This is a genomic window from Clostridium sp., from assembly GCF_032576335.1.
Classification (GTDB): Bacteria; Bacillota; Clostridia; order Oscillospirales; family Acutalibacteraceae; genus Faecalispora.
Genome location: NZ_JAWFXC010000004.1, coordinates 23,067 through 47,048, shown reverse-complemented (window position 1 = coordinate 47,048; position 23,982 = coordinate 23,067). Strand labels below are relative to the sequence as shown.

Sequence of the window (23,982 nt, the reverse complement as noted above, 5' to 3'; positions counted from 1 at the left end):
CTAGAAACGTGCCTTTTTCATTTGAATTCTACTACGAGTAACGATTCGTGAAAGTTATTCTTTTGCTCGAAGAGCCATAGCGACCCATCCTTTTTCTTCCCGGCGCTGAAGAATTTCAAAATCCTTTTCAATGGCGGCAAGAACATCCTGCTCGCGCGTATCAATAATGCCACTGATAAGATACACCGCACCGGGCTTCAGAAACTGGCGAATATCGTTCGTGAGCAAAATGATTACATCCGCTACAATGTTGGCAGCAACTACATCAAATGTACCGCTTACCTTATCCGTCAGGTTTCCATGAATACCGGTAAAGCGGCCATCCATACCATTTATGCGTGCATTCTCTATTGCGGTGCGAACGCCCGCCTCATCAATATCTACACCGATTGCGCGCTTTGCTCCTAGTAAAAGTGCAGCAATCGATAAAATTCCGCTGCCGCAGCCAACGTCGAGCATTTCACTGCCGGGTGTAATATAATCCTCCAGCAGCTCCATGCACAGCCGCGTGGTTTCGTGTGTTCCGGTACCAAACGCAACACCGGGCTCAAGGTGCAGTACCGCACGGTCACCGGCATCGTATTCGTCTTCCCAAGTAGGGCGAATTAACAGGCGGTTCCCCACCGGCATTGGCTTAAAGTATTTCTTCCAATTGTTAATCCAGTCCTCTTCGAGGCACGAACTGGTATCAATGGTAAAATCGATTCCTTCCGCATGGTAGCGCTCGCTTAAAAATGCAACGGCTTCCGAGGGGTTGTCCTTCGGGTCAATATACACATGCACCAGTGCCTTGGTGCGGTCTTTCTTCAATAATTCTTCATCAATCAGGTCTATGTGGGCAATATCCCACGCCTCCTGCTCTAGGTTCGAATAATCTTCAATATAAATACCGTAGGGCACCACCATTTGGGCAATGTCGCCTGCCAAATCCACAGAATCGGCTGGCACGGTAATGGTTACTTCTGTCCATTCCATTTTATACGGCTCCCCTTTCTGTTCTGCACCTTATTGTACACGATTGTGCAGAAATTGTACATATTTTTCCCGGGCGAACGAATACATTTGACCATACGCCTATGGAATTTATGGAGAACAGGATTGGTGCTTTGCCTTATGAATAAACGCAAGTTTCTAATTAACACATTAATCTTAACAGCCGGTTCCCTCTTTATGCGGATGCTGAACATTGGCTACCGCGTTTTTATCACAGACCGCATTGGGGCGGCAGGGCTTGGTCTTTACCAGCTTATTTTCTCTGTATTTATTTTAGCGATTACCATTTCTACCTCCGGCATCAGCCTAGCTGTTACCCGGCTGGTGGCCGAAGCCATGGCAAAGGAAGACCCTGGCTACGCAAAGGGCGCTGTGCGAAAAGGAATTGCCTGCTCGCTTACCTTAAGCCTTGCCGCCATGTCGGTATTATTATTCCTCGCTGAGCCCATTGCCGTGTTTTTGCTCAATGAACCAGCTGCTGCCCGACCGCTGCAAATGCTGGCACCCGGCCTGCCCTTTATGGCTATCTCTGCTAGCTTGCGTGGCTATTTTATTGCTAGGCGCAAGGCACTGCGGCCTGCTACGGCAGAGATTTTAGAACAACTCGCCACCATTGGCATTGCCGTAGCACTTTTTGCCCTGCTGGCTCCGCAAACATTGGAAGGGGCCTGCCTCATTTTAATGTTGGGTTCCACTGCGGGTGAAATGATATCTTGCCTATTTAACGGGATTCTTTACTTTTGGGACATTCGCCGCCTGCGCCACCACCGGGCACGCGGCAAAGGAGCTTTGTGGGGAATTTTACGCATTGCTCTCCCCTCCATGACCGGCTATACAGCCCGCAATATTTTAAGTGCGGTAGAAAACCTGCTTATTCCATCTGGACTACGGAAAAACGGCTCAAATGCGTTGAGTGCAATGGCACAGTACGGTGTCATTCAAGGAATGGTGATGCCAGTTCTGTACTTCCCCGCGGCGCTTCTCTCTGCACTGGCGGCACTGCTGATTCCTGAAATGGCAGAAGCGAATGCCTCTGGAAAAGAACGCACCATTGCCCGTGCGACTGGGCGTGCAATGCAAATGACCTTACTCTTCTCCTTTTTAATCATGGGCATTTTTCTCGGCTTTTCACGCGATATTGGCCTTACCTTTTATAAAAATGAGCAGACTGGTATTTTATTGCGTATTTTAGCACCATTGGTGCCGCTCATGTACCTCGACGGTATTGTAGACAGCATTTTAAAGGGTCTCGACCAACAAATGAGCTCTCTCAAATACAATTTATCCGATTCCGCCCTGCGCGTGGTGCTCATTTACTCACTCATTCCTGTTTGGGGTATGAAAGGGTACATAGGCGTCGTATTTTTCAGCACGATTTTTAATGCAAGCCTTAGCATTCACCGCCTGATTAAAGTTACGCAAGTGCCGATTCAAATGATAGACTGGGTGTTAAAACCAATATTATGTACTTCCCTTTCCGTTTTGCTCGTCACACTTTTGCTCAAGCTATCCCCCTTTATCTTCTTTCTTCCCTACCAGTGCGTGCTCTTACAGGTGTTTGTAACGCCCCTGCTGTATACTTTATTTCTTATTTTGTGCGGCAGCCTTGGCAAGGATGATATTCGCTGGGTGCATTCCTTAACCGGCCGCAACGCACTACCCACAACAAATTCCAATTGACAAACTAGGAGCAAGTCCCTAAACTGAAATTCAGAATCTATTTTTAGAATCTCGGCAGAAAGAGGGCTCTCCATGCAAACGTTTGTAACGTTAACACTTTATTTCTCTGTTTACAGCATGATCGGCTGGCTATGTGAAAGCATTTATTGCTCGATACCCAAAAAAAGATGGATTAACCGGGGCTTTTTAAATGGCCCGTTTTGCCCTGTTTATGGGTTTGGCGCACTGATTATTTTAGGGGCACTAATGCCTCTGCAAGGTGTTTTTTCTTTTCCAAGTGAACTGGTCGTGGTGTTTTTCTCTGCTATACTACTTACCTCTGTTTTAGAATATCTCACCAGTGTTCTGCTAGAAAAACTGTTTCACACCTCCTGGTGGGATTATTCCAATCACAAATACCAAATTAACGGGCGTGTTTGTCTAACGAATTCTTTGTTATTTGGTGTAATGTCTACCTTTGTATTGGAGGTACTGCACCCCTTGGTAAACTCCCTGCTAAGCGACTTACCCCGCACTGCAACGTTCCCGCTCGCGGGAGGGCTTTTTGTGTACTTTATTCTGGACGCAACGGTAACAACCATGGGAATTCTGCGCATGAATGGCAAGCTCGCTCAGCTGCAAATCATTCTAGATGAAATTCGTGAACGCACAGCCACCGCGGCAGAAACCAATTTGGCAGAGCTTGAGCACTCCTTAGATGAGCTGCGCGACAAGGCAGACGAGCTGAAAGCAGAAAGCCTACTCAATCTGCGCCAAGCCCTAGAAGAGCTTCGCCAGAAAAAGGATGAATTGCAAACAGACAGCGTGGAGCGACTGCGCAGCTCTATTCTCGATTTTGTGAATGACGAAAACCGGATTCGGCTTCGTTTGCTGCAAAGCAAGCAGGAGTTTTTGGAATCGCAAACACACCCCATGCACCGCAGAATTATCGAAGCGTTCCCCCGCATGCGCTCCATTCAAAGCCCGGAATCCATGCAGCGTATTCGCCAGATTATAACGACAGCGCAAAAGAAGGTACAAGCCTCTTTTCAAAGCGATACAGAAGAGAATAAAGATTTTTCTGAAAAACATTGACATTTCTGGTGCTTCTCTAGTATACTAGGGAAAACGCATTCATATTAATTATATATGTTTATATTGTATTCAGGCAGTACTCTATTTTTCTCTACATTTTCGTGGTAAATCAGTTTCAGTTATATTTTTAGAAAGGAGCTGTCCGTTATGAAAATAAATTCTTACACACTACTCCACCTGCTTGGTTGTCGAATGTGCGGCATCTCCAGAAAAACGTACTGAAACCCACACTTTAATTTAAAGGAGAATTTGTAATGAGCAATCAATCGAATCACCAGTGGAAATTTGAAACACTTCAGCTTCATGTTGGCCAGGAGCAGCCTGACCCCGCTTCTGATGCAAGAGCTGTTCCCATTTACCAAACTACCTCTTATGTATTCAAAAACAGCAAGCACGCGGCAGACCGTTTCGGTCTGGCGGATGCAGGGAATATTTACGGCCGTTTGACCAACAGCACGCAAGATGTATTTGAAAAGCGTATTGCCGCCTTAGAGGGCGGAGTTGCCGCATTGGCTGTAGCCTCGGGTGCGTCAGCTGTAACGTATACCATTCTTAATTTAGCGCAGGCAGGCGACCATATTGTTGCTGCCAAAACCATTTATGGAGGCACATACAATTTACTGGCACACACACTGCCGCAATATGGTATTACCACCACCTTTGTTGACCCAGATAAAAACGGCAGCTTTGAAGCGGCTATTCAGGAAAACACCAAGGCTTTGTTCATTGAGAGCCTCGGCAACCCCAACTCCAATGTAATTGATGTAGAGAAGCTTGCCGCTATCGCTCATAAAAATGGCATCCCCTTGGTGATAGACAGCACCTTTACTCCCCCCAATCTGTTCCGCCCCATTGAACACGGTGCAGACATTGTGGTTCATTCCGCTACCAAGTTTATTGGCGGGCACGGCACTACGCTTGGCGGCGTGATTATTGACTCCGGCAAATTTGACTGGGCAGCCTCTGGCAAATTTCCCGGCCTTACCGAGCCGACCCCAAGCTACCACGGCTTGAGCTTTTCGCGCGATGTAGGCGCAGCCGCATTTGTTACCAGAATCCGCGCAATTTTACTGCGCGATACCGGCAGTGCTATTTCTCCTTTCAACGCATTTCTACTCCTGCAAGGGCTTGAGACTCTTTCTCTGCGCGTGGAGCGGCATGTGGAAAACACCCTAAAGGTCATTGACTTTTTGAGAAACCACCCCAAGGTGGAGCATGTAAACCATCCCGCTCAAAAAGACAGCCCCTACCATGCTCTCTACCAAAAATACTTCCCCAATGGTGCTGGTTCCATCTTCACCTTTGAGGTAAAAGGCGGCGCAGAAGAAGCCACGAAATTTATTGATAATCTTCAGCTCTTCTCTCTGCTGGCAAACGTAGCAGACGTAAAATCGCTGGTGATTCATCCGGCCTCCACCACTCACTCACAGCTAAGCGCAGAGGAGCTAATCGAGCAGGGAATCAAACCAAATACCGTTCGTCTTTCCATCGGCACCGAGCACATTGACGATATTCTTTACGACTTGCAGCAGGCATTCGATACGATTTAAGCAAATTATGATTTAAACCACAGTCCCAACCTCCAAATAGATATAAAAAAACGGCTGTGTTTTTCATTATCTGAAAACACAGCCGCTTTCTTTCATTTTATGGCTAATTGGTAGACCATTTTAACGAAAGCCTTGGAACGAAACAGAATATTGACTGCCTTTTCCTCAATATTCACGTTGGTTCATTTTCACTTTCATGGTAAAATCCGAAAGAGCAGTTAAAAAGGCATTCCCAATCAAACGAAATACCCTTGCACATGATATTCTGTTATGGAAGGAGGTGCTTTCATATGCACGCATGGGAACAAATACAACAAACGATAGAATTCATTGAGTATCATTTGGATGAAGAAATTAGCATTGAAAGCCTAGCAAAGATGGCATCTTTATCCCCTTTTTACTATCAGCGGCTGTTTCGCCGACTGGTTAGAAAACCGGTTGCCGAGTATATAAAACTCCGTCGTATGGCAAAGGCAACGGATTTCATGCTCCAAAAAGACAAGCGTATTTTAGATATTGCAATAAGCCTTGGATTTTCCTCCCATGAGCACTTTTCCCGCACCTTTAAAAGCACCTTCGGGATAACACCGGACGAATACCGTAAAAACCCGCAAACACTGAATCATATGACAAAGCCCGAGCTTTCGCTTTACTACACTCTGATTGATGAAGGTGTGCCCTTAATCACTGACGGAATCGTTCTGGAAGTAAACAGACGGGAAATTGAGGAGCCGGTTTATTTTACAGGCGTAAAAATGGACATGCCGATTCAGTTTATAGAAGGACTGGGCATTAAATCCGGCATTGACCCGCTGGAAGCTCTTTGGCGTAATTTTCATGAGCAGAAGCAAACCATACTTGGTCTTGCTGAGAATAATGAAGAAATTGGTGTGGCATATCCTTGCTTGGAGGATGGCTTCTTTAGTTATTTTGCAGGTGCAAGGTCTGGTCATGCAAAGGCACCAAGTGGATTTATGCTCTGGGAGCTACCACCAGGCAAGTATGTCGTTTGTTCCTTTGAAGCGGAGAACTTTCAGGCGCTCGTTATGGATGCCCTTTACAAAGCGCAACAATATGTTTACAACACATGGCTACCAAACCACAAGCTGCAAACTGAAGCCTTTTGTGCAGAGCGCTATGCGAGCCATTCCCCCGAAACCACAAACATGGAAGTATGGCTGAAACTAATATAATCATTTTATGTGCAAAGCACTGGGGAGTCGTTATGTACTTTTCGGTGCTTTTTCATATTAAGACGATGGAAGTCTTCCGAAAATTATGGTACGATAATCTTAAACAAAGTAAATCTATATTTTTTATTTAAAGTATTTCTAAAATTAAGGAGGTACATGAATATGGTCAAAACGAGAAATATTGCCTCTTAAAATACAATCTATTTTAGGAGGCAAATATTATGAACTTTATTGAAATACAAATAGAGCAATGGGCAAGAAAAGAGCACTATGATCATTATAAAAACAAGGTCCGATGCTCTTATAGCATAACGATAGACATCGATATTACGAATCTGCTGATTCGCTTAAAAGAACGAGAATTAAAAGCCTACCCTGCGCATATCTTTATGCTTTCCACTGTAGTGAATCAATTGCCGGAGTTTCGAATGACAGTCAATGATGAACAACGTTTGGGATATTGGGAGGTTATCGACCCCGTATATACCGTTTTGAATTCGGATACAAAAACATTTTCTGCTATATGGACAAAGCATACCCGCTGTTTTAATACTTTCCATCGTGCATATTTGCAAGATACAGCACAGTATGCCAATGGGAAACTGTTCCCGCAGGAACATGTTGCACCCAATACTTTTACGATCTCTAGTGTTCCATGGTTGGATTTTTCAGCGTTCAATATCAATGTTTTTTCAGACGGTAACTATCTCTTGCCGATCTTCACCATTGGGAAATATAAAGAGGCAAATAGTAGAATCAAGATGCCACTTGCCATCCAATGCCATCACGCGGTTTGTGATGGCTACCATGTTGGAAAATTTGTAGAAATCTTGCAACAAATGGCTACAGATTGCGATGAGTGGTTGTAGCATAAACTGTTTTAATAAGGTAGTAGAAGTATTTTATGTCTAGTACCGAAACCACATTTGATTCGAGGTGAAGCAGTGGACTATAAAAACGATAGTTGTTGGAAAGATATGCAAAAATATTTACCCTTAGATAATAGACTTACTTCAAACACTGCTCCACTAGAGAAATTTATGTCTATTGGGAACATAAATTTGCATATTGACCATTACATGGTTGAAAAGCCTCTGGCACGTATTGTACTATTTCACGGAGTAGGTGGAAATGGTCGGCTACTTTCGTTTATTGCTTTGCCGTTGATGAAAAACGGATTTGAAATAATCTGTCCAGATTTACCTCTATATGGGTGTACAAAATATAGCGGTATCATTACTTACGATATGTGGGTAAAATGCGGGGTTCAAGTGGTGAACCAGTTTCACCGCGATACGGTACCAATTTTTCTTTTCGGGTTAAGTGCGGGAGGAATGCTGGCCTACCAAGTGGCAACCAGATGTTCCGATATAAGTGGTATCATTGTAACTTGTATCCTCGACCAACGAGATAAGCATATCAGAAAAACGACAGCTCGTAGTCCCTTTATTGAGTTGATTGGAAACGCTTTGCTTTCAGCCACTTACAGAATAATCGGTTCGTTAAAAGTACCTATGAAACTGGTGGCAAATATGAGGGCAATAGCAAACGATAATGATCTTGCAGAATTGCTGATGAGAGACAAAAAATCATCCGGCGCAAGTGTACAGCTATCGTTCATTCATTCCATGCTGAATCCGATGATTGATGTTGAGCCGGAATTTTTTACTCAATGTCCATTTCTTTTGGTACACCCCGAAAACGACCGTTGGACGGATATTCGCCTTAGCAAATTGTTTTTTGATAGACTTGCTTGCAATAAGGAGTTGCACATATTGGAGGGGGCAGGGCACTTTCCTGTTGAAGCTAAAGGGCTAAAGCAATTAGAAGAATTTTGCACTGAGTTTCTATGTAAGCAAATACAATGAGCAAATTCTTTAGCAAGCCGAATCCAGTTCTGGTAAAGCTTATCTAACTTATCAAGAAATTGAGCCGTTGCATCTTCATTAAGATGCAACGGCTCTTATTTTACTTTTATCGTCCATTTAGAATGGGAATATCGGCCATTGCTTATCCCAAATAGTACTGTAGCGCTTTCCCGATATATTCCGATGCGCCTTCACCGTATTTTTTATCCGTAACATTGATAAATACAGGATTGGTAAGGTAGTTTTCGGCCATAAAACCCCAGTAGTTTTCCCCTACATCCAAACCGTTGTTATTTTGGTTGCAAAAATCAATTAGCTCCCGTACCGTTGCCTGAATTTCATCCGATTCTACATCTTTGCTTAAATCTGCCGTAAGCATTCTCGTAAGGTAATCTGTCTTATCAATCAATTGAGCTACATCGATTGTTTCTGCTTCCTCTTGTAAAAATTTCTCTATATTCTTTTCCGAAGCTTTCACATAGTTCTCTACACTCCCATAGACCTGAATGGCTAGTTCCGCAATCTTCGATTCATTGGATTTTAATTCACTTACCATTTCATCAAATTTATCCAAATCGCCAAACTTTTTCACGATTGCATCCGTAAGCGTTCTTTTAAACTCTTCTAGAGCTGTAAAATAATCGTTCATATCAAATTCCTTAAAATCCATAACTGTTTCTCCTTTTTCCAGTTTTTCTAATAAGCTCAGTAGTCGATTGAGTCGGTCCCGCTTCATTTGGATGAGAGTTTTCTGCTTTTTAAATGCATCCAATCTATTAAACGTTGATTTATCCATAATTTCTTTTATTTCTTTCAACGTAAAATCCAACTCTTTAAAAAACAGAATTTGTTGTAACACTACTAAGGAATCGTCATCGTATAATCGGTAGCCTGCATCAGTCACTTGGGATGGCTTAAACAAATCAATTTCATCATAAAATTGAAGGGTTCTAACGCTAACGCCCGTTAACAAAGAAACCTGTTTTACTGTTTTCAATCAAAAGCCCCTTTCTCGGTTTCAATTCAGTTTCAATAAGGTACCATGAAAGATTTAAGAGCTTATTCTTTCATATGACCCTGAATTAAGCATACGTTATCACGTAACGTGAGAGTCAATCCCTTTTTTAAATATTTGTTATATTCTTTCTTACACTGACGATTTATCAAACAAAACGGAACCGATACTCCTTGTCATTAGTGGAGTGCCGATTCCGTTTTATAAATATATTTTATTTGCTAGCAGTTAATATGATTCTCATACCTAGATTTTCTTCTCGAAAGAAAGCGTTATTTATAAAATAGACCGGCAAGCTTCATATCCTTTGTAAAGGAAATGGTGTAAACAAATGCCTTTTTCTCATATTGGGCTTTTGCAACCACCACCGCATATTCCACTTTGGTTTTGGGGTCAGTGGAGCTGGCTACATCCATTTCTTTTAACTCTTGAAAGACACCGCCCTCACCAATTGCTTTATAAATCTGTGCTAATGTTTCATCGGTTAATGCTGTTTTCATGGTATCATCGCTAATTTCACGCAGAGCGTCGCCATCCTGCTCATTTACCGCTGTAATAACCTTTGTTGCCGCTTCCTTTACCTTATCCGAATCAAAATCGGAAGAGAGCTGCTTCTGCCCACCGCACGCAGTAAGAATTGCAACACACAGCGTCAACACCACAGTAATCGCAAATACTTTGTTAAGCTTCCAATTTTTCTGTTCCATTGAGAATTCCTCCTTGTAAATAAAGCTTTCGAGACAGAAACACATATGCACCAATGCACAAAACCATTGCAGCAAAAATCAACTCTACAATTCCAACCGGTATTCCATATTTCGTAAGCAGAGGCAAAACGGAATCAACCACACCATGCAACACAATGGCTACCAAAAGATAGCGAAAACGCTGTCCGGTTTGAAACCCATTCCAAACAATTACTGTTAAAAACAGGTGGAGCAGCACAGCAAGAGACCGCTCAACAAGTGCCATCTTTAATTCGCCAAATGTATAGCCTTGTAAAAACAGAGGAACCAATACAAGAGATGCTTCCATGCCTCCGTGGCCCAGCCCAAACAACAAGGGCTGCGCGATAGTGCACTTGGCAGGTCGCAGCAAAAATTGTTTGCATAAAAAGCGGAAGCCCTCTTCAAACACACCAGCAGAAAGGCCGATAACCGCTACCGCTAATACGGGGTGCAGAGTAACAAACATGGTAAACCATACGCTTTTGCTCAATAGCGCCAACAGAGGGATACGCAAAAGCGGCTGTGAAACGAAATAACACGCTGCTCCCAATAAAATCCATAATAGGACTTTCAGTAGCTTACTGTATTTACGTTTGTTTGTATTCAACTCCTTTTCTCCTCTCTATAAAATAAAAAAACGCCAACCGGCATTTTGGCGGCAGCCAGCTTTTTCAAGCAGGTTACCAACGCCAGTGCCGATTAGCGAAAAAACGTCCGGAAGCATCGGTGAATCCCGGCAAAATACAACAGAGTAAGCGGAACATTCCGCTAATAGCCGGATATTTCTATTTTAATACTCCTCCCAAACTCTATCCATTAACAGGATTCATCAAGAGAGCTTCTTCGTTTTTTATTTGCAAAAATTTTCTAAATAGCTGTCCAAAGCAGCCTCGATAATTCGAATTGCCTCTTCACGACCGCTGACTTCTTTAACAGCAGTCTCTTTGTTCTCCAGTTCCTTGTAAACACGGAAGAAATGTGACATCTCATCAAAAATATGAGTAGGCAGCTCATTAATGTCTTGGTATTGGTTATAGGTGGGGTCGTTAAACGGAATTGCAATAATCTTTTCGTCACTGCGGCCACCGTCTAACATAGAAATAACACCGATTGGGAAGCAGCGAACCAGAGTGTGGGGCTCAAGCGGTTCGGAGCAAAGTACAAGAACGTCGAGCGGGTCACGGTCATCGCCGTAGGTTCTGGGGATAAAGCCATAGTTTGCCGGGTAGTGCGTGGAGGTATAAAGGATACGGTCCAAAATAATTAAACCAGTCTCTTTGTCCAACTCATACTTTTTCTTACTGCCCTTCGAAATCTCGATTACCGCAATAAAATCGGAAGGGTTAATTCTTTTGGGAGACATATCATGCCAAATATTCATTTTTGAAACTCCTGTTCACAGTATATGCAGCGGTAAAGCTGCGATTTTTCATCACAAAGCCGAAAAATATGATCAACGCCCTCCTCCGCATTGCTGATGCAGCGCGGATTTTTGCAGCGGATCACATTCGTTACTCGCTTTGGAAGCTCCAAGCTTCTTTTCTCAACGATTTTCCCCATATCAATCACATTGATGGTAATATTATGGTCTATTACCCCCAGAATGTCAAGATTCAAATCCGTTTTTCCTTCAATCTTGATGATGTCTTTTTTACCCAGTCGGTTGCTTTTGGCATTTTTGATAATGGCGATACTGAAATCAAGAGAATCCAGCCCTAACAGGTGGTACACCTGCATACCAGAGCCTGCTTGAATGTGGTCGATTACAATACCGTGCTCGAGGCTGTCTATATTTAGCATACCGTCACCTCCAAAAGCTTTAAGATTAAGGCCATTCTTACATAAACGCCGTTCTGTGCCTGTTCAAAATAGGCCGCTCTGGGGTCGTTGTCTACCTCCGGCGTAATTTCATTGACTCGGGGCAGCGGGTGCAGTACGGCAAGGTCACTCTTTGCCGCGCGAAGCTTGTCCGCTGTTAAAATGCAGGTATCCTTCAAACGAACGTAATCTTCTTCGTTAAAGAAGCGTTCTTTTTGAATACGGGTCATGTATAGAATGTCCAGTTCCGGCATTGCTTCTTCAAGCGTTAACACCTGCTCAAACGAAGCATTGTTTGCCAGCAGAACATCTTGCATAATATAGCTCGGTACACGCAGCTCTTCGGGTGAAATGAGAACAAAGTGAATGTCGCCGAAGCGCACGAGAGACTTCATAAGCGAATGCACCGTTCTACCAAACTTTAAGTCGCCGCAAAGTCCAATCGTCATTTGGTTCAGACGGCCTTTTTTACGGCGGATTGTCATTAAATCCGTTAATGTTTGGGTCGGGTGTTGGTGGCCACCGTCCCCCGCATTGATAACCGGAATGCTGGAGTAGTGAGAAGCAACCAGCGGTGCACCCTCTTTAGGGTGGCGCATAGCACAAATATCTGCATAGCACGATACGGCACGAATGGTATCTGCCACACTTTCGCCTTTGCTTACCGAGCTGTTTTCTGCTGAGGCAAAGCCCAGTACACTGCCGCCAAGGCGTAGCATAGCAGATTCAAAGCTCAACCGGGTCCGCGTGCTCGGCTCATAAAACAGTGTTGCCAAAATCTTGCCGCGGCAAGCCTCGGCATAGGTGGAGGTGTCCAGCGCAATTTGATCTGCCACTTTAAGCAGCTCAAGCGTTTCCTCCACGGTAAAATCCAACGGGTCTATCAGGTGCTTCATTCCGGTCTTCCTTTCTTTTCCCGCGTGCTCAAAAGAAGCACACCTTGAAAATCATGGAGCTTTCAAAGTGTGCCTGTTCTGTGCTATTGTTTCACTATTTTTCTATCACCCAGTAGTATAGCGGAAAAAGTGCCAACTGTCCATACTTTTTAAATAGGCAGTTTAGAATTTTTCAGGCTGGTCTGCGCGTACACGTTCTACGGCTTGTCCCAAATCCTCCAGCAACACGGTAATTTGGTGAATCTTTTCTTCTCCAAAAAGTGACGCTACCGCATCCACACGATCCAAAAAGCGGTCAATCGCGTTATTAAAAATCGTTTCACCCTCGGGTGTGAGCGCTACATAGACCACACGGCGGTCATCGGTTGCAGCGGTACGGGTAACTAAGCCTTTTTTTTGCAGAGATTTCAGCATTTGAGATACCGCCGGCATCGACATTCCCATATTCGTGCTTAGTTTTGATACCTTAACACCCGGTACACTTTTCTGGCAGCCACACTCCTGCAAGCAGCAATGTATTTTGTGCAGCATCATGAATTCACCCTGCGGTACACCTGGTACCTCAGGAATTAAATCCTTCATTCTTTTTAAATAATGTAACACGACAAACAACTCGTCTGTACGTTTTTTGGCAGACATAATAGCCCTCCCCCATTTTGTTGAACCCTTACTTTACAAATGCCAATAATAGTAAAACCATGTACGCGACCCTCTTTATTCGGGGGGGCGAAACTACACCATTTAATCTCAATCACTTCATTAATTAGTTAAGTATATGAAATAGTATAGTTTGTTTTTTGTATTTGTCAAGAAAGGAACGGTAAATGGATGATGAGTTATTTAGTTTCTCCCTTAAAACTCCGCCTTTTGGCTGCGTAAAAACAAGTCGGAAAGAACCTTGTCCGCCGCTTGCCCGCTGTGAATGACCGCCTCAACCGCTTTGCAGATAGGCAGTTCCACACCGTATTGCTCGCCCAACCGAAGCATAGCGCGGGTGGTGGCAACACCCTCCGCCAATTCTCCGTACGGCTCTCCTTTTACAAAACGCTCACCAAAGGCACGGTTGTGGCTATAAGGAGAAAACACGGTGGCCTGGTAATCGCCCAGGTGAGCCAGCCCATAGGCAGAAATCTCATTGCCTCCCATCGCTTTTATCAAGCGGGCAATCTCACGGGTCCCACGAGACATCAACGCGCCCTTTAGTGCTGTTTTATTCAGACCGTCCAGCATACCAGCGGCAATGCCGATAACGTTTTTTGAGGCCGCTCCCACTTCATTGCCAAGAAGATCTTCCCCATAATAAAAACGAATCATACTACCGGAAAACTGCTCGATTAAAAACCGCTTGGTTTCCTGGCTTTTGCTATCGATTACCATGCAATTGGGAATCCCGGCAGTAAAGTCCTGCACATGGCCGGGGCCAACCCAAATGGCAACTCCCGTTTCAGGCAGAAGGAACTCTTCCGCTACCTCTGTTAGGCGCTTACCAGTAGAGGCTTCAATGCCTTTCATGCAAAGCACCACCGTCTTGCCTTGCAACGAGAAAGACGAAAGCTGCTGCATGAGCCCGCGCAGGCTTTGCGAGGGAATAGAAATTACAATTATTTGCGCTTCTTGCACCGCTTTTTCTAAATCATCGCAAAACTGAACAGACTCAGGGAAAGTGACAAGCCCATTTGTGCGGGTTTGCCGCAGCTTTGTAAACTGCTCGCTGGTTGGTCTTCCATAGATGGTGACTTCTTTTCCCAAACCAGAGAGATACCATGCGATAAAGCCGCCCCAACGCCCACTGCCGATGACTGTTATTTTCATTCGCTATTGCTCCTTTTGCATTCCCATTTTAAGCTGATTCTGCCCAAAGTGACAGATTGCCGTTCTCTTAATCATCATAGGGGGTTTGTACTCTCTTGTCAATTCTGGCTCAAAGCATCCGATTCCCATTTATTTGGGTCAATTCCCGCTCTGTCGAATACGTGAAACATAGAAAATACTGCTCATTGTATTATTGCGCACCGCATTTTCTACTTCAGTGCATATTCCCGGTAGAGCCGTATTCAAGTATTTATTTGTTCTCTCTGGCAGGGAAAGTGATTTGCAGATTTTATGAAACACAGCTTCCAATATCCTCAGCAGCTCTTCTTTTGGCATTGAGATTAGTTTATCCCTTAATGCCAGTAAATCCTGCTGTGTTACACGCAGGGTTAAAAAGTTTTTCTCGCATAACGCACAACCGATTGCCGCGGTGAGAACAGGGCCGCAAATATTTACGGGAAGCTGCCGGTAGTCTACGGGCAGGCCGCATAGGAGTGCATCCACCGCAGCCGGGTTAAAACAGGCACAAAACTGATTTTCACTGTCTGCCCTCTCCAAATACTCTCGTATAAATTCAATACCAGCCAAATCTTCCACGGGTTGAAGCAACGGGTAATCAGCTGTGATATGGATTTGCTGTGCCGAAAACTGCGGGCGGTACAGCTTAAAAAAACCGTTGATACCATCTTGGAGAGTGGAGCGATAAAATACATTCGGTGTGACAAAGAGGCGGCGCAGTAAGCCCACATGTATCAGCTTTGTTGTTTTGAGCATTCTCTCTATTTTTTTAGTCCCTCGAAGAAAGAACGCTTCTGCCCCTTCATTAAACAACGCTTGTGCAGCGTCGTCGGGATTTTCATATTCCTTAATGCCAACACCAATGGTAAATAGGATGGATTCCATAATTCCCTCTGCCTCCTCCACCCGAACCGAGCTGCTATCAATCCCATTATAAAGCTGGGTTTGGCGTGCCAAAACCGAAAGGCATGCAAGCTGTATGGCCTCAATTTGTGCTACCGTAAGCACTTCGGTATCGTATGCCTGCTCGAGCAAGGAGGAAACATAATGCGCGCCACTAAGCTGTGAGCGGTCTATACGGCTAATTCGTTCCAGAGAGTTCATCCTCATCCTCCTCTTCTTCGTTCACCAGATCCTCATTGTATTCGGCAGGCCGCCGCCACCGTAAATTCTCGGCAAGGCGGTATAGCTCCCTACCTGCTAAAAGCTGTAAAGAGCCCGCACAGGGACCATCATACGCTTTTTTCATGTAATCAATCAGCTCGTCATCGCTGATGCGGTCTTCCGTTTCATTCTTATAAAAATAAAATAGCTCCACAAGCTCGTGAAGCGTAGACTCATAGTTTTGATTCATCAGGTAAGGGGAGTCACTGAATGCGTAAATGAGTTTTTGTATGACCCCACCGCCGAACTCCACTCTCCCCGCTGTTTTTAATGCAAACGCGCGGGTTTCAACCAGCTGTACTGCCTGCTGTTCCGTTAACTGCAAGCCAAAACGGGCAGAGATTTCATTGCACTTTAAAATATCCCCTACGGCCTGTTTTTGAATTAACCCCTGATTCAAAAATCCCAATTCAAACCCCAAAACGCATCACTCCTCCTTTAACAGCAGCATGGTGCTTCGCACGGCTTGTCGAACAACAGAACGACAAAACGCCTCATCCTCTTCTATCAATTGGCGACCAGAAATATAATTCGAGATTTCTCCAATGATATAGCAGTGTACGAAATGCACCGTCTCTTCCAACTTTTCATTTAAGGGCGGTGTGCCGCCAAGCTCCTGCCAAATCTGTGCCACTATACTATTCATTTGCTCCCGAGCCGCCGCCACAGCAAACGCATTATTCTCCGGCCGATGCTCACCCAAATACTCAACCCATACCAGTCGGAACCAGCCCGTATTTTTTAAATACACGCGCACCACGGCACCAAAAAAAGCCTGCAATTTACACTCTGCTACAAGCTCTGTGTTAACTGACATGCGGATCTGTTCTAACATTTTCTCCATACAAGCAGCGTGCGCTTCCCACAAAAGCTCTGTATACGACAAAAAATAGTTATACAGGTTCGTATGGGCGCAGCCCAAATCCCGTGCAATTTCACGCAGATTCAGGCTCTGCACATTGCGGCGGTTTTGCAGCAGCTCCAGTGTTCTATTAATTATCTGTTCTTTTGAAATGGGCTTGCGGCTTGCCATGCGTTCTCGCTCCAATCTATTACCATTGGTAATTACCGTTGGTAATAGATTGTATCACTCCTTTTGTGTGCTGTCAATGTGTTTCATGTCAACGCTCTCCTTTTATTAATAAGAAATATATGGTAATATACTTACAACTGAAAAAGAAAAGGAGCGCAAACATGGACCATAATCAAATGGAAAGCGCCACAAAAGCTATGATCGCGTGGCTAGCAGATGAGCACGAACTTGGCACGGCTCCCTCAATTATCGATTGTGCAGGAGAATTTGATTTGCACGAATACCATTACTATATCTTTAAATATAAGAAAAGCTTTTTCGGCAAATGGCTTCTGGGTGTTTGCGGAGGCTATGAGCCTGGCGATACAGAGCACTGCGGGCATGTGTTTAGCGAGATGGAGCCCTATGACTCCAAAACAGCCGTAGAAAAATCCATTCAAATGGTCGAGAAAATACGTGCATATTGGATGCAGCAGGCCGCGGAACTGCAAAAGCAGCAAGCACAGCAGGTTCCCCCTCCTTATGACAGGGACTCGGTTACTCCCGAACAAGAGGAACGCAAAGCGCGTTCCATTGCCATCTTAAAAGAAGAGGGCGTTCCTTACATAGAACATCTTCCCGTTATTGAGATAGATGTAACCCCACGTGCTCCGGAAGAAATTGCAAAGCGTGCCATCGCCTGCCTGCTGAGTGTACAGGTTGCCTGCGACTTTGCCCATGAAGGGGAAGTTGAGCAATCCCGAAAATTTTTCCTAAAGATGCTGGACTCTTATGGTCTTACAGAAGAATTAACCCCATTAGAGAAAAATATTTTCTTCGGTAAACCAAGTAAACAAGAGGCCGCAAATGCGGGTTGGAAATATGAAGCCTATTGGCCATTGATTTGGGCGTTGGGATTAGTGGATGAGCTAAAATACCCAGACCAGATTTGTGACTGCGAGCATGCGATTGAAGTAGTAAGCTCCTGCAATAGTTTTAAGGAGTTTTTACAAAGCACCACACCACGCAGTATAGAAGAAATTTTAGATGAAGCCGATTTGATTTTCCGTTACGACTGGGCATGTGTGGAAGCCCGTATACACGGTAAAGAAGCACCTGCAGGTCTAGATTCCGGCGTTGTGATGGAGCGGCACTGTGGACTAAACTGGCTGATTGGAAAAAACACCGATAACGACGATTGGGACACCGTATCTACCAATACGTGATACTACCAAAACCACTTTGCTGCCATCACAATATAGATAGGCATTGCCAACAGCCGCTATATTATGGTAGGTTGGACTTATAAAGTAAACTCAGTTGAAGTTTATAACAGAAGGGAAATATAGCATGAGGGACGAAACAAAGTGCATTCACAGCGGGTATACTCCTAAAAATTCGGAACCAAAAATGGTTCCCATTGTTCAAAGCACTACCTATGTATTTGATTCTACCCAAGAGGTAGGTGACGTGTTCGATGAGCCAACCAAAGCTCTCATTTATTCACGTTTTGCCAACCCAACCGTAATGGCGGTGGAGCAGAAAATTGCAGATTTAGAGGGCGGAGTGGGCGCCATGTGCACTTCCTCTGGTCAAGCCGCTACCCTGCTTGCTATTTTGAACCTCTGCAAAGCAGGAGACAGCTTTATTAGTACCTCTCAAATTTACGGCGGTACGTTAAACCTGTTCGCCGTTACTTTGAAGAACTATGGTATTGAGTGCATTTTTGTGGATGCCGATGCAGACGAAGAAACGATTGGTGTCGCAGTGCGTGAAAACACCAAGCTTATTTTTGGTGAAACCATTGCAAACCCTGCTTTAAGCGTGCTCGATATTGAAAAGTTTGCACGCATCGCGCACAGCCACGGCATTCCTTTGGTTATGGATAACACCTTTGCCACCCCCATTCTTTGCAAGCCGTTTGAATATGGGGCAGATATTATTGTGCACTCCACTTCGAAGTATATGGACGGTCACGCAGTGCAAGTTGGCGGCGTCATTGTAGACAGCGGCAACTTTGACTGGACGAACGGTAAGTTCCCCGATTTTACCGAGCCAGATGAATCTTACCATGGCATTACTTATGTAGGGAACTACGGCAAAGCGGCATACATTATCAAAGCCAGAATGCAGCTCATGCGCGACTACGGCGCTTATCCGGCGGCAAACTCTGCGTTCCTGTTAAATATGGGGCTTGAAACACTCGCCGTTCGTATGGAGCGTTACTGCAAAAACGCGCTTGCTGTGGCAAAATACCTTGAGGCCTCCGATAAAATTGAGAAGGTTATTTACCCCGGCCTAGAAGGAGACAAATACCATTCACTGGCGAAAAAGTACCTAAAGGGAACAAGCGGCGTTATCACGTTTGTAATTAAAGGCGGCAAAGAGAATGCCGTTCAGTTTATGGACGGCCTGAAGCTTGCTTCCATTGAAGTGCATGTGGCAGACATTCGCACCTGTGTGCTGCACCCTGCCAGTGCAACGCACCGCCAGTTAACCGAAGAACAGTTGGTTGCCGCCGGTATTAACCCGGGTATGATTCGTTTCTCGGTTGGTCTTGAAAATGTAGAGGACATTATTGAAGATATTGAGCAGAGCCTGCAAAATATTTCAGTTTAATCTAGTTTTTGAGTTAAGAGGAAAGAAGCTTTTCAACATTATCGTAAAAAATGTTGAAAAGCTTCTTTTTCTATCTGTGATTAAAATTTTTATATCTTAATTATTTTGCTATAATAGAATTTATTTTGCTAAAAGTGCTTCACGAATGCGACCAATGAGCTCTGCGTTCTTCTGCTCATCAAAATAAACCTGATCGGGATTCATTGCAAACGTGCCGCCCCACTCCGCACCGTCACGGTACTTGGGAACCAAATGAAAATGCAGGTGGTGACCAGTGTCTCCATATGCGCCGTAGTTTACCTTTTCCGGGTGAAACAGCTGGTGTATCACCTTTGCTACGCGGTTTACTTCCGCAAAATAAGCATTTCTTTCTTCGTCGGTAAGCTCAATCATTTCACTTACATGTTTTTTATGAGCGACGACAACTCGTCCCTCATGAGATTGCTCTTTGAACAGATATACTTTTGAGGTATCGAGCTCACAAATTTTAATACCGAACTTCTCTAGTAGCTCGCCTTCTACACAATAGGCGCACGTCGCATCCATTTTAACCGCTCCTTTATTAATTCCATTGTAAAGCCTTTACCCCGCTTTCGGGAATAATAAGCTCACTGAAAATACCATTGGCAACAGCCGTTATTTCTATTTTCGAATTTATTATAAGGCGGAAGTTGCCTTACGTCAACTAATCTACTGTAATTTTAAGAAAGACTTTTCTTTTGTTTTGTCTCCTTACGACTTTGTGCTTTTTGGTATGCGGCATGAATGGGCTGTGACTTTTCCGTTCGATTAATCTGAGCGAGCAACTCTGCTATTTGACCTCCCACTGCCTCCACCTCTTGGTGGAACATGCGAGCAGACACCCGAAGTGCTCCATGCCCCAGAATAATCATTTGCTCCATACCGTCAGAGGTTGCTACGCGAACACGGTATTTGCGTGCCAGCTCATAGGTCGTTTTCTCAATATAAGCGTCGGCAGTTTCTGCCTGCTTAGTATATACCACACTAATATTGTGGTAACGCTGCACCTCGCCGGTATTCCGCGGAACACGGTACGCATCAAATACCAAAATAACCTCACATTTGCGGTAGCCTTGATAATTGCTGAGCAAATCCATCAGCAGCTTTCGTGCGGTATCAAGGCTTTCGCGCGCCACTGTTTTCAGCTCATCCCATGCAAATATAATATTGTAGCCGTCTACCAGTAGGTACTCCGGCCCGGTAGGAATCGGGCGAATCGGCTCCGCTGTTTGGGCAGACTGGGTTCCCGAAAGTGGCTTTTGTGGCCTCATCTCACGCCGTTTTACCGTACCATAGGTGCGCTCAAATATCTCTTGCAATTCCTTGTCCTGCTCCAAAGCACCTGTGTAAGATACAGGTACTCTTCCGGTAACAGGTACTACTTCTTTCTCTTGCACTGTTTCCTCGCCGAGTTGCCAGCCGCTCTCTACATGCATGTATTCCCGTACTTTATTCCATGGTACGGAAAAACCCGAACCGTGCGAACAAAAAATGGAATCCGCCGGATGTGCAAGGTCACGCTCTGCATCGTAGCCAATTTCGGAGATTACTTCCTCCGCATTCTGGCACGGCTCATATCCATGATAAAAGCAAGACAGCTTTGCTCTGCCCCGTGTATAGGACAAAACCTCCCGCCCGTAGTCCCTCAAACCAGCTACGGGCGCACTGCCTGCGAGAAGTGTCAGCTCCCCCTCCGGCTCCGGCGGGATACAGCTCCCACCCATGCGCTGAATATCCGTCATTGCACGGCCTACATTTTCAGCGGGAAGCTCCAAGCGGAAATCGTACCATGGCTCTAACAAAACACTTTCGGCACTCATCAGCCCTTGCCGCACTGCACGGTAGGTGGCTTGGCGAAAATCGCCGCCTTCCGTGTGCTTTACATGCGCACGCCCAGCAACAAGCGTAATGCGCAGGTCAGTAATTGGAGAACCAGTTAATACACCGCGGTGAACCCGCTCCTCTAAGTGAGACAGAATCAGTCTTTGCCAGCTTCTTCCGAGCAAATCTTCGGGGCAGGTGGAAGAAACATGAACGCCGCTTCCCCTCTCTCCCGGCTCCAGCATAAGGTGCACCTCCGCATAGTGGCGCAGCGGTTCATAATGCCCCACCCCCTCTACGGGTGCGGCAATGGTCTCTTTATACACAATACTCCCGGAACCAAACTCCACGCTTAGGTCGAAGCGCTCTAGGATAAGCGTTTTTAATATTTCTAACTGAACCTCACCCATTAATTGCAGTGAAATCTCACGGTGCTGCGCGTTCCAAACCAAGTGAAGCTGTGGGTCTTCCTCTTCTAATACACTTAGCTTTTGCATGGCACTGTGGGGGTCACACCCCTGCGGCAATAAAACCCGGTATGTCAACATAGGCTCGAGTACGGGAAGTTCCCCTGCCTGCTGTTCGCCCAGCCCCTGCCCTGCACGGGTTTGGGTTAGCCCCGTTACCGCACAGATAGTTCCGGCAGGTGCCTGCTCCACCGACTGATATTTCACACCGGAGTAAATACGGATTTGATCCACCTTTTCTTCGCTCTCCTGTGTCTTTAGTGACATTTTCACGCTCAGGGTGCCACCGGTTACCTTTATATGTGTTAAGCGGTTCCCCTGCGAATCGCGGGTGATCTTAAACACACGGGCGGCAAAGCGCTGCGGGTATTGCGGAAGCTCTGTGTATAACGAAAAACCTTTCACTAACTCTTCTAACCCTTGCAGGCGCAAGGCAGAGCCAAAATAGCAAGGGAACACCTTACGGCTTGCAATGAGTTCGGCAATCTCTTCGTTTGAAAGCGAGCCGTGCTCTAAGTAACGGTTCGTGGCTGATTCGTCACACACCGCAACGTTTTCCATCCAATCATCGCTGCTTTGCTCTGCATCAAAATCGACACAACCCTCTGAAAGAGTAGCTCTTAACTCCTGCATTACATGCTCACGCTGTGTTCCAGGTAAATCCATTTTGTTGATGAATAGAAACGTTGGAATCTGGTAGCGGTTTAGAAGCTGCCAAAGCGTTCGGGTGTGGCTTTGAATCCCGCTTGCACCACTGATGACAAGAATCGCGTAATCAAGCACCTGCAAGGTACGTTCCATCTCACTGGAAAAATCCACATGCCCCGGTGTATCGAGTAGTGTCATTTCTAAATCGCCAATTGGCAGAACCGCTTGCTTCGAGAAAATGGTGATTCCACGTTCCCGCTCCAAGGCTTCCGTATCTAAAAAAGCATTTTTATGGTCTACCCGCCCCAATTGACGCAAACGCCCGCAGGAATATAGTAACCCCTCGGTAAGCGTGGTTTTTCCTGCGTCTACATGAGCCAAAATTCCAACTGCCAGTCGTTTCATATTGCTCCCCAATACCCATTTATTAAAAAGCCGCTCCGCCGATATTCCGCAGAGATGATACGGCACGTTTTTCTTTCGTAATCATACCATTTCAGGGCGAGTGAAGCAACTGCCACGTAAGCTGCCTGCGCAAAAAATGCACCCCCGAATATACTTCGGGAGTGCATTTTTTCTTATCATTTATATTTTGCCGTATGCTGCTGCAATAGGGCTTTCATGGATGCAATGAGGCTTTTGGGGGCTACAATTTCTGCCTTGTCTCCAAACTGAAACATCCAGCTTAAAAAGACGGGACTGCTTGAAACCTCCACACAAATTTCAATAAAATCTCCCTTTTTGCAAAACGGAACGTCAGGACCAAAACGGTCCATCACAGAATTTGCAAGGCTTTGCTCGAACCGCAGAGTAGCCGTTACCAACTCACCGCTGTGCATACCAAACATTTGCTTTGTGTACTCTGCTACATCAAAATCCTGTGGTTTTTGTGCAATCTCTTCACAAACGGTAACGTTATTCATACGGTCGACTCGGTAGTTTGCAAAATTCTCGTATTTTGTGCTGTAACAAATGAGGTAGTATTTATCATCTTCCCAGCAAAGCGCCATGGGGCTTTGACAATAAAAGTCTCCCTCTTTGCGGTAAATTCGCTCCTTATAAGCATTGTAATCAAAATACTGAAAACGAATATTTCGACCCAACTGAATTGCCGTATGGATGGCATCAATATTATAATAAATACTTTCATTTATCGTTTTGGGCCGGGATGCTCCGTAAACCTGCCTGCAAAGCTGGCTTGCCTGCGGTTTGCTCGTTAACGCTGCAAGCTTTTGAATTAACTCGTTGCTTTTTTTCGCAGTAATAAAACGGGAGCTTTGTACCGCGTCTACCAGCAGTTTTAGCTCTGGCAATTCAAACTCTCGTGCATCCAAATAATAGCCAACCGTTTTGCTTCTCAATATTTCAATGTCGAGCCCAAACTCCCGCAGCAGCTCAATATCGGAATAAATGGATTTTCTCTCGGCCGAAATGCCATGCTCTGCTAATGCCGCTATCAGCTCTTGGATGGACATAGTGTGGTCTGCATCTGTGCGTTCCATAAAAATACGCATTAAATACAGCAGCTTCATTTTTTGACTGGATGAACTGGGCATGCTTTCACTTCCCATACCGATGTTTTCTA

Annotated in this window: 23 protein-coding genes; 8 read left to right on the top strand and 15 right to left on the bottom strand. The window is 45.1% G+C overall.

Going from position 1 to position 23,982, the window contains the following annotated elements; all coding sequences use genetic code 11:
• Positions 1–54: 54 nt before the first annotated feature.
• Positions 55–975 (bottom strand): 50S ribosomal protein L11 methyltransferase, encoded by a 921-nt coding sequence (prmA, locus tag E7L17_RS05400; protein WP_316322241.1) that lies wholly within the window; start codon positions 973–975, stop codon positions 55–57.
• Between the two features lie 138 nt (positions 976–1,113).
• Between prmA and E7L17_RS05395 the strand changes: the two genes are divergently transcribed.
• From E7L17_RS05395 to E7L17_RS05370, 6 genes are all read left to right on the top strand, one after another.
• Positions 1,114–2,673: an oligosaccharide flippase family protein gene (locus E7L17_RS05395; RefSeq protein ID WP_316322240.1), complete on the top strand. Its 1,560-nt coding sequence runs from the start codon at positions 1,114–1,116 to the stop codon at positions 2,671–2,673.
• Positions 2,674–2,745: 72 nt separating this feature from the next.
• On the top strand, positions 2,746–3,747 hold the full coding sequence (locus tag E7L17_RS05390) for a putative ABC transporter permease (protein ID WP_316322239.1): 1,002 nt from the start codon (positions 2,746–2,748) through the stop codon (positions 3,745–3,747).
• Positions 3,748–4,001: 254 nt separating this feature from the next.
• Positions 4,002–5,297 carry an O-acetylhomoserine aminocarboxypropyltransferase/cysteine synthase family protein gene (locus E7L17_RS05385; RefSeq protein ID WP_316322238.1) on the top strand — a complete coding sequence of 432 codons (1,296 nt, stop codon included), beginning with the start codon at positions 4,002–4,004 and terminating at the stop codon, positions 5,295–5,297.
• A 290-nt stretch (positions 5,298–5,587) separates the two neighbouring features.
• The gene (locus E7L17_RS05380) at positions 5,588–6,490 is read left to right on the top strand and encodes an AraC family transcriptional regulator (RefSeq protein WP_316322237.1); all 903 of its coding nucleotides are present in this window, start codon (positions 5,588–5,590) and stop codon (positions 6,488–6,490) included.
• Positions 6,491–6,711: 221 nt separating this feature from the next.
• Positions 6,712–7,359, top strand: a complete 648-nt coding sequence (gene catA / locus E7L17_RS05375; protein WP_316322236.1) for a type A chloramphenicol O-acetyltransferase — start codon at positions 6,712–6,714, stop codon at positions 7,357–7,359.
• Between the two features lie 75 nt (positions 7,360–7,434).
• Positions 7,435–8,358 (top strand): alpha/beta hydrolase, encoded by a 924-nt coding sequence (locus E7L17_RS05370; protein WP_316322235.1) that lies wholly within the window; start codon positions 7,435–7,437, stop codon positions 8,356–8,358.
• Positions 8,359–8,500: 142 nt separating this feature from the next.
• Here E7L17_RS05370 and E7L17_RS05365 read toward each other — a convergent pair whose 3' ends face one another.
• The 11 genes from E7L17_RS05365 to E7L17_RS05315 form a co-directional block, all read right to left on the bottom strand.
• Positions 8,501–9,355: a MerR family transcriptional regulator gene (locus E7L17_RS05365; protein ID WP_316322234.1), complete on the bottom strand. Its 855-nt coding sequence runs from the start codon at positions 9,353–9,355 to the stop codon at positions 8,501–8,503.
• Positions 9,356–9,645: 290 nt separating this feature from the next.
• Positions 9,646–10,080 carry a DUF3887 domain-containing protein gene (locus tag E7L17_RS05360; RefSeq protein WP_316322233.1) on the bottom strand — a complete coding sequence of 145 codons (435 nt, stop codon included), beginning with the start codon at positions 10,078–10,080 and terminating at the stop codon, positions 9,646–9,648.
• Positions 10,055–10,708 carry a YhfC family glutamic-type intramembrane protease gene (locus E7L17_RS05355; RefSeq protein WP_316322232.1) on the bottom strand — a complete coding sequence of 218 codons (654 nt, stop codon included), beginning with the start codon at positions 10,706–10,708 and terminating at the stop codon, positions 10,055–10,057. The genes E7L17_RS05360 and E7L17_RS05355 overlap by 26 nt, the downstream gene beginning before the upstream one ends.
• 243 nt (positions 10,709–10,951) lie before the next feature.
• The gene (locus E7L17_RS05350; protein WP_316322231.1) at positions 10,952–11,482 is read right to left on the bottom strand and encodes an inorganic diphosphatase; all 531 of its coding nucleotides are present in this window, start codon (positions 11,480–11,482) and stop codon (positions 10,952–10,954) included.
• Positions 11,479–11,901: an aspartate carbamoyltransferase regulatory subunit gene (locus E7L17_RS05345; RefSeq protein WP_316322230.1), complete on the bottom strand. Its 423-nt coding sequence runs from the start codon at positions 11,899–11,901 to the stop codon at positions 11,479–11,481. The genes E7L17_RS05350 and E7L17_RS05345 overlap by 4 nt, the downstream gene beginning before the upstream one ends.
• Positions 11,895–12,815, bottom strand: coding sequence for an aspartate carbamoyltransferase (gene pyrB / locus E7L17_RS05340; protein WP_316322229.1), 921 nt, complete (start codon positions 12,813–12,815; stop codon positions 11,895–11,897). Before pyrB ends, E7L17_RS05345 begins: the two co-directional genes overlap by 7 nt.
• Before the next feature lie 162 nt (positions 12,816–12,977).
• Positions 12,978–13,454 (bottom strand): MarR family winged helix-turn-helix transcriptional regulator, encoded by a 477-nt coding sequence (locus E7L17_RS05335; protein WP_316322228.1) that lies wholly within the window; start codon positions 13,452–13,454, stop codon positions 12,978–12,980.
• A 213-nt stretch (positions 13,455–13,667) separates the two neighbouring features.
• Entirely contained in the window at positions 13,668–14,627 is a 960-nt protein-coding gene (locus E7L17_RS05330; RefSeq protein ID WP_316322227.1) for an NAD(P)H-dependent glycerol-3-phosphate dehydrogenase, read from the bottom strand.
• Between the two features lie 138 nt (positions 14,628–14,765).
• Positions 14,766–15,749 (bottom strand): DUF6179 domain-containing protein, encoded by a 984-nt coding sequence (locus tag E7L17_RS05325; RefSeq protein WP_316322226.1) that lies wholly within the window; start codon positions 15,747–15,749, stop codon positions 14,766–14,768.
• The gene (locus E7L17_RS05320; RefSeq protein WP_316322225.1) at positions 15,727–16,230 is read right to left on the bottom strand and encodes a DUF6323 family protein; all 504 of its coding nucleotides are present in this window, start codon (positions 16,228–16,230) and stop codon (positions 15,727–15,729) included. The genes E7L17_RS05325 and E7L17_RS05320 overlap by 23 nt, the downstream gene beginning before the upstream one ends.
• A gap of 6 nt (positions 16,231–16,236) precedes the next feature.
• Positions 16,237–16,842 carry a TetR/AcrR family transcriptional regulator gene (locus tag E7L17_RS05315; RefSeq protein ID WP_316322224.1) on the bottom strand — a complete coding sequence of 202 codons (606 nt, stop codon included), beginning with the start codon at positions 16,840–16,842 and terminating at the stop codon, positions 16,237–16,239.
• Positions 16,843–17,003: 161 nt separating this feature from the next.
• On the opposite strand from E7L17_RS05315, the gene E7L17_RS05310 reads away from it, so the two are divergent.
• Together E7L17_RS05310 and E7L17_RS05305 are read left to right on the top strand one after the other, a co-directional pair.
• Positions 17,004–18,047, top strand: a complete 1,044-nt coding sequence (locus tag E7L17_RS05310) for a DUF4272 domain-containing protein (RefSeq protein ID WP_316322223.1) — start codon at positions 17,004–17,006, stop codon at positions 18,045–18,047.
• Between the two features lie 124 nt (positions 18,048–18,171).
• Positions 18,172–19,440, top strand: a complete 1,269-nt coding sequence (locus E7L17_RS05305) for an O-acetylhomoserine aminocarboxypropyltransferase/cysteine synthase family protein (protein ID WP_316322222.1) — start codon at positions 18,172–18,174, stop codon at positions 19,438–19,440.
• A 120-nt stretch (positions 19,441–19,560) separates the two neighbouring features.
• On the opposite strand, the gene E7L17_RS05300 is transcribed toward E7L17_RS05305, so the two are convergent.
• The 3 genes from E7L17_RS05300 to E7L17_RS05290 form a co-directional block, all read right to left on the bottom strand.
• Positions 19,561–19,986 carry an HIT family protein gene (locus E7L17_RS05300; RefSeq protein WP_316322221.1) on the bottom strand — a complete coding sequence of 142 codons (426 nt, stop codon included), beginning with the start codon at positions 19,984–19,986 and terminating at the stop codon, positions 19,561–19,563.
• 155 nt (positions 19,987–20,141) lie between these two features.
• Positions 20,142–22,802: a translation factor GTPase family protein gene (locus E7L17_RS05295; protein ID WP_316322220.1), complete on the bottom strand. Its 2,661-nt coding sequence runs from the start codon at positions 22,800–22,802 to the stop codon at positions 20,142–20,144.
• A gap of 176 nt (positions 22,803–22,978) precedes the next feature.
• A complete protein-coding gene (locus E7L17_RS05290) occupies positions 22,979–23,953 on the bottom strand; it encodes a WYL domain-containing protein (protein WP_316322219.1) in 975 nt (324 codons plus the stop codon).
• Positions 23,954–23,982 lie beyond the last annotated feature (29 nt).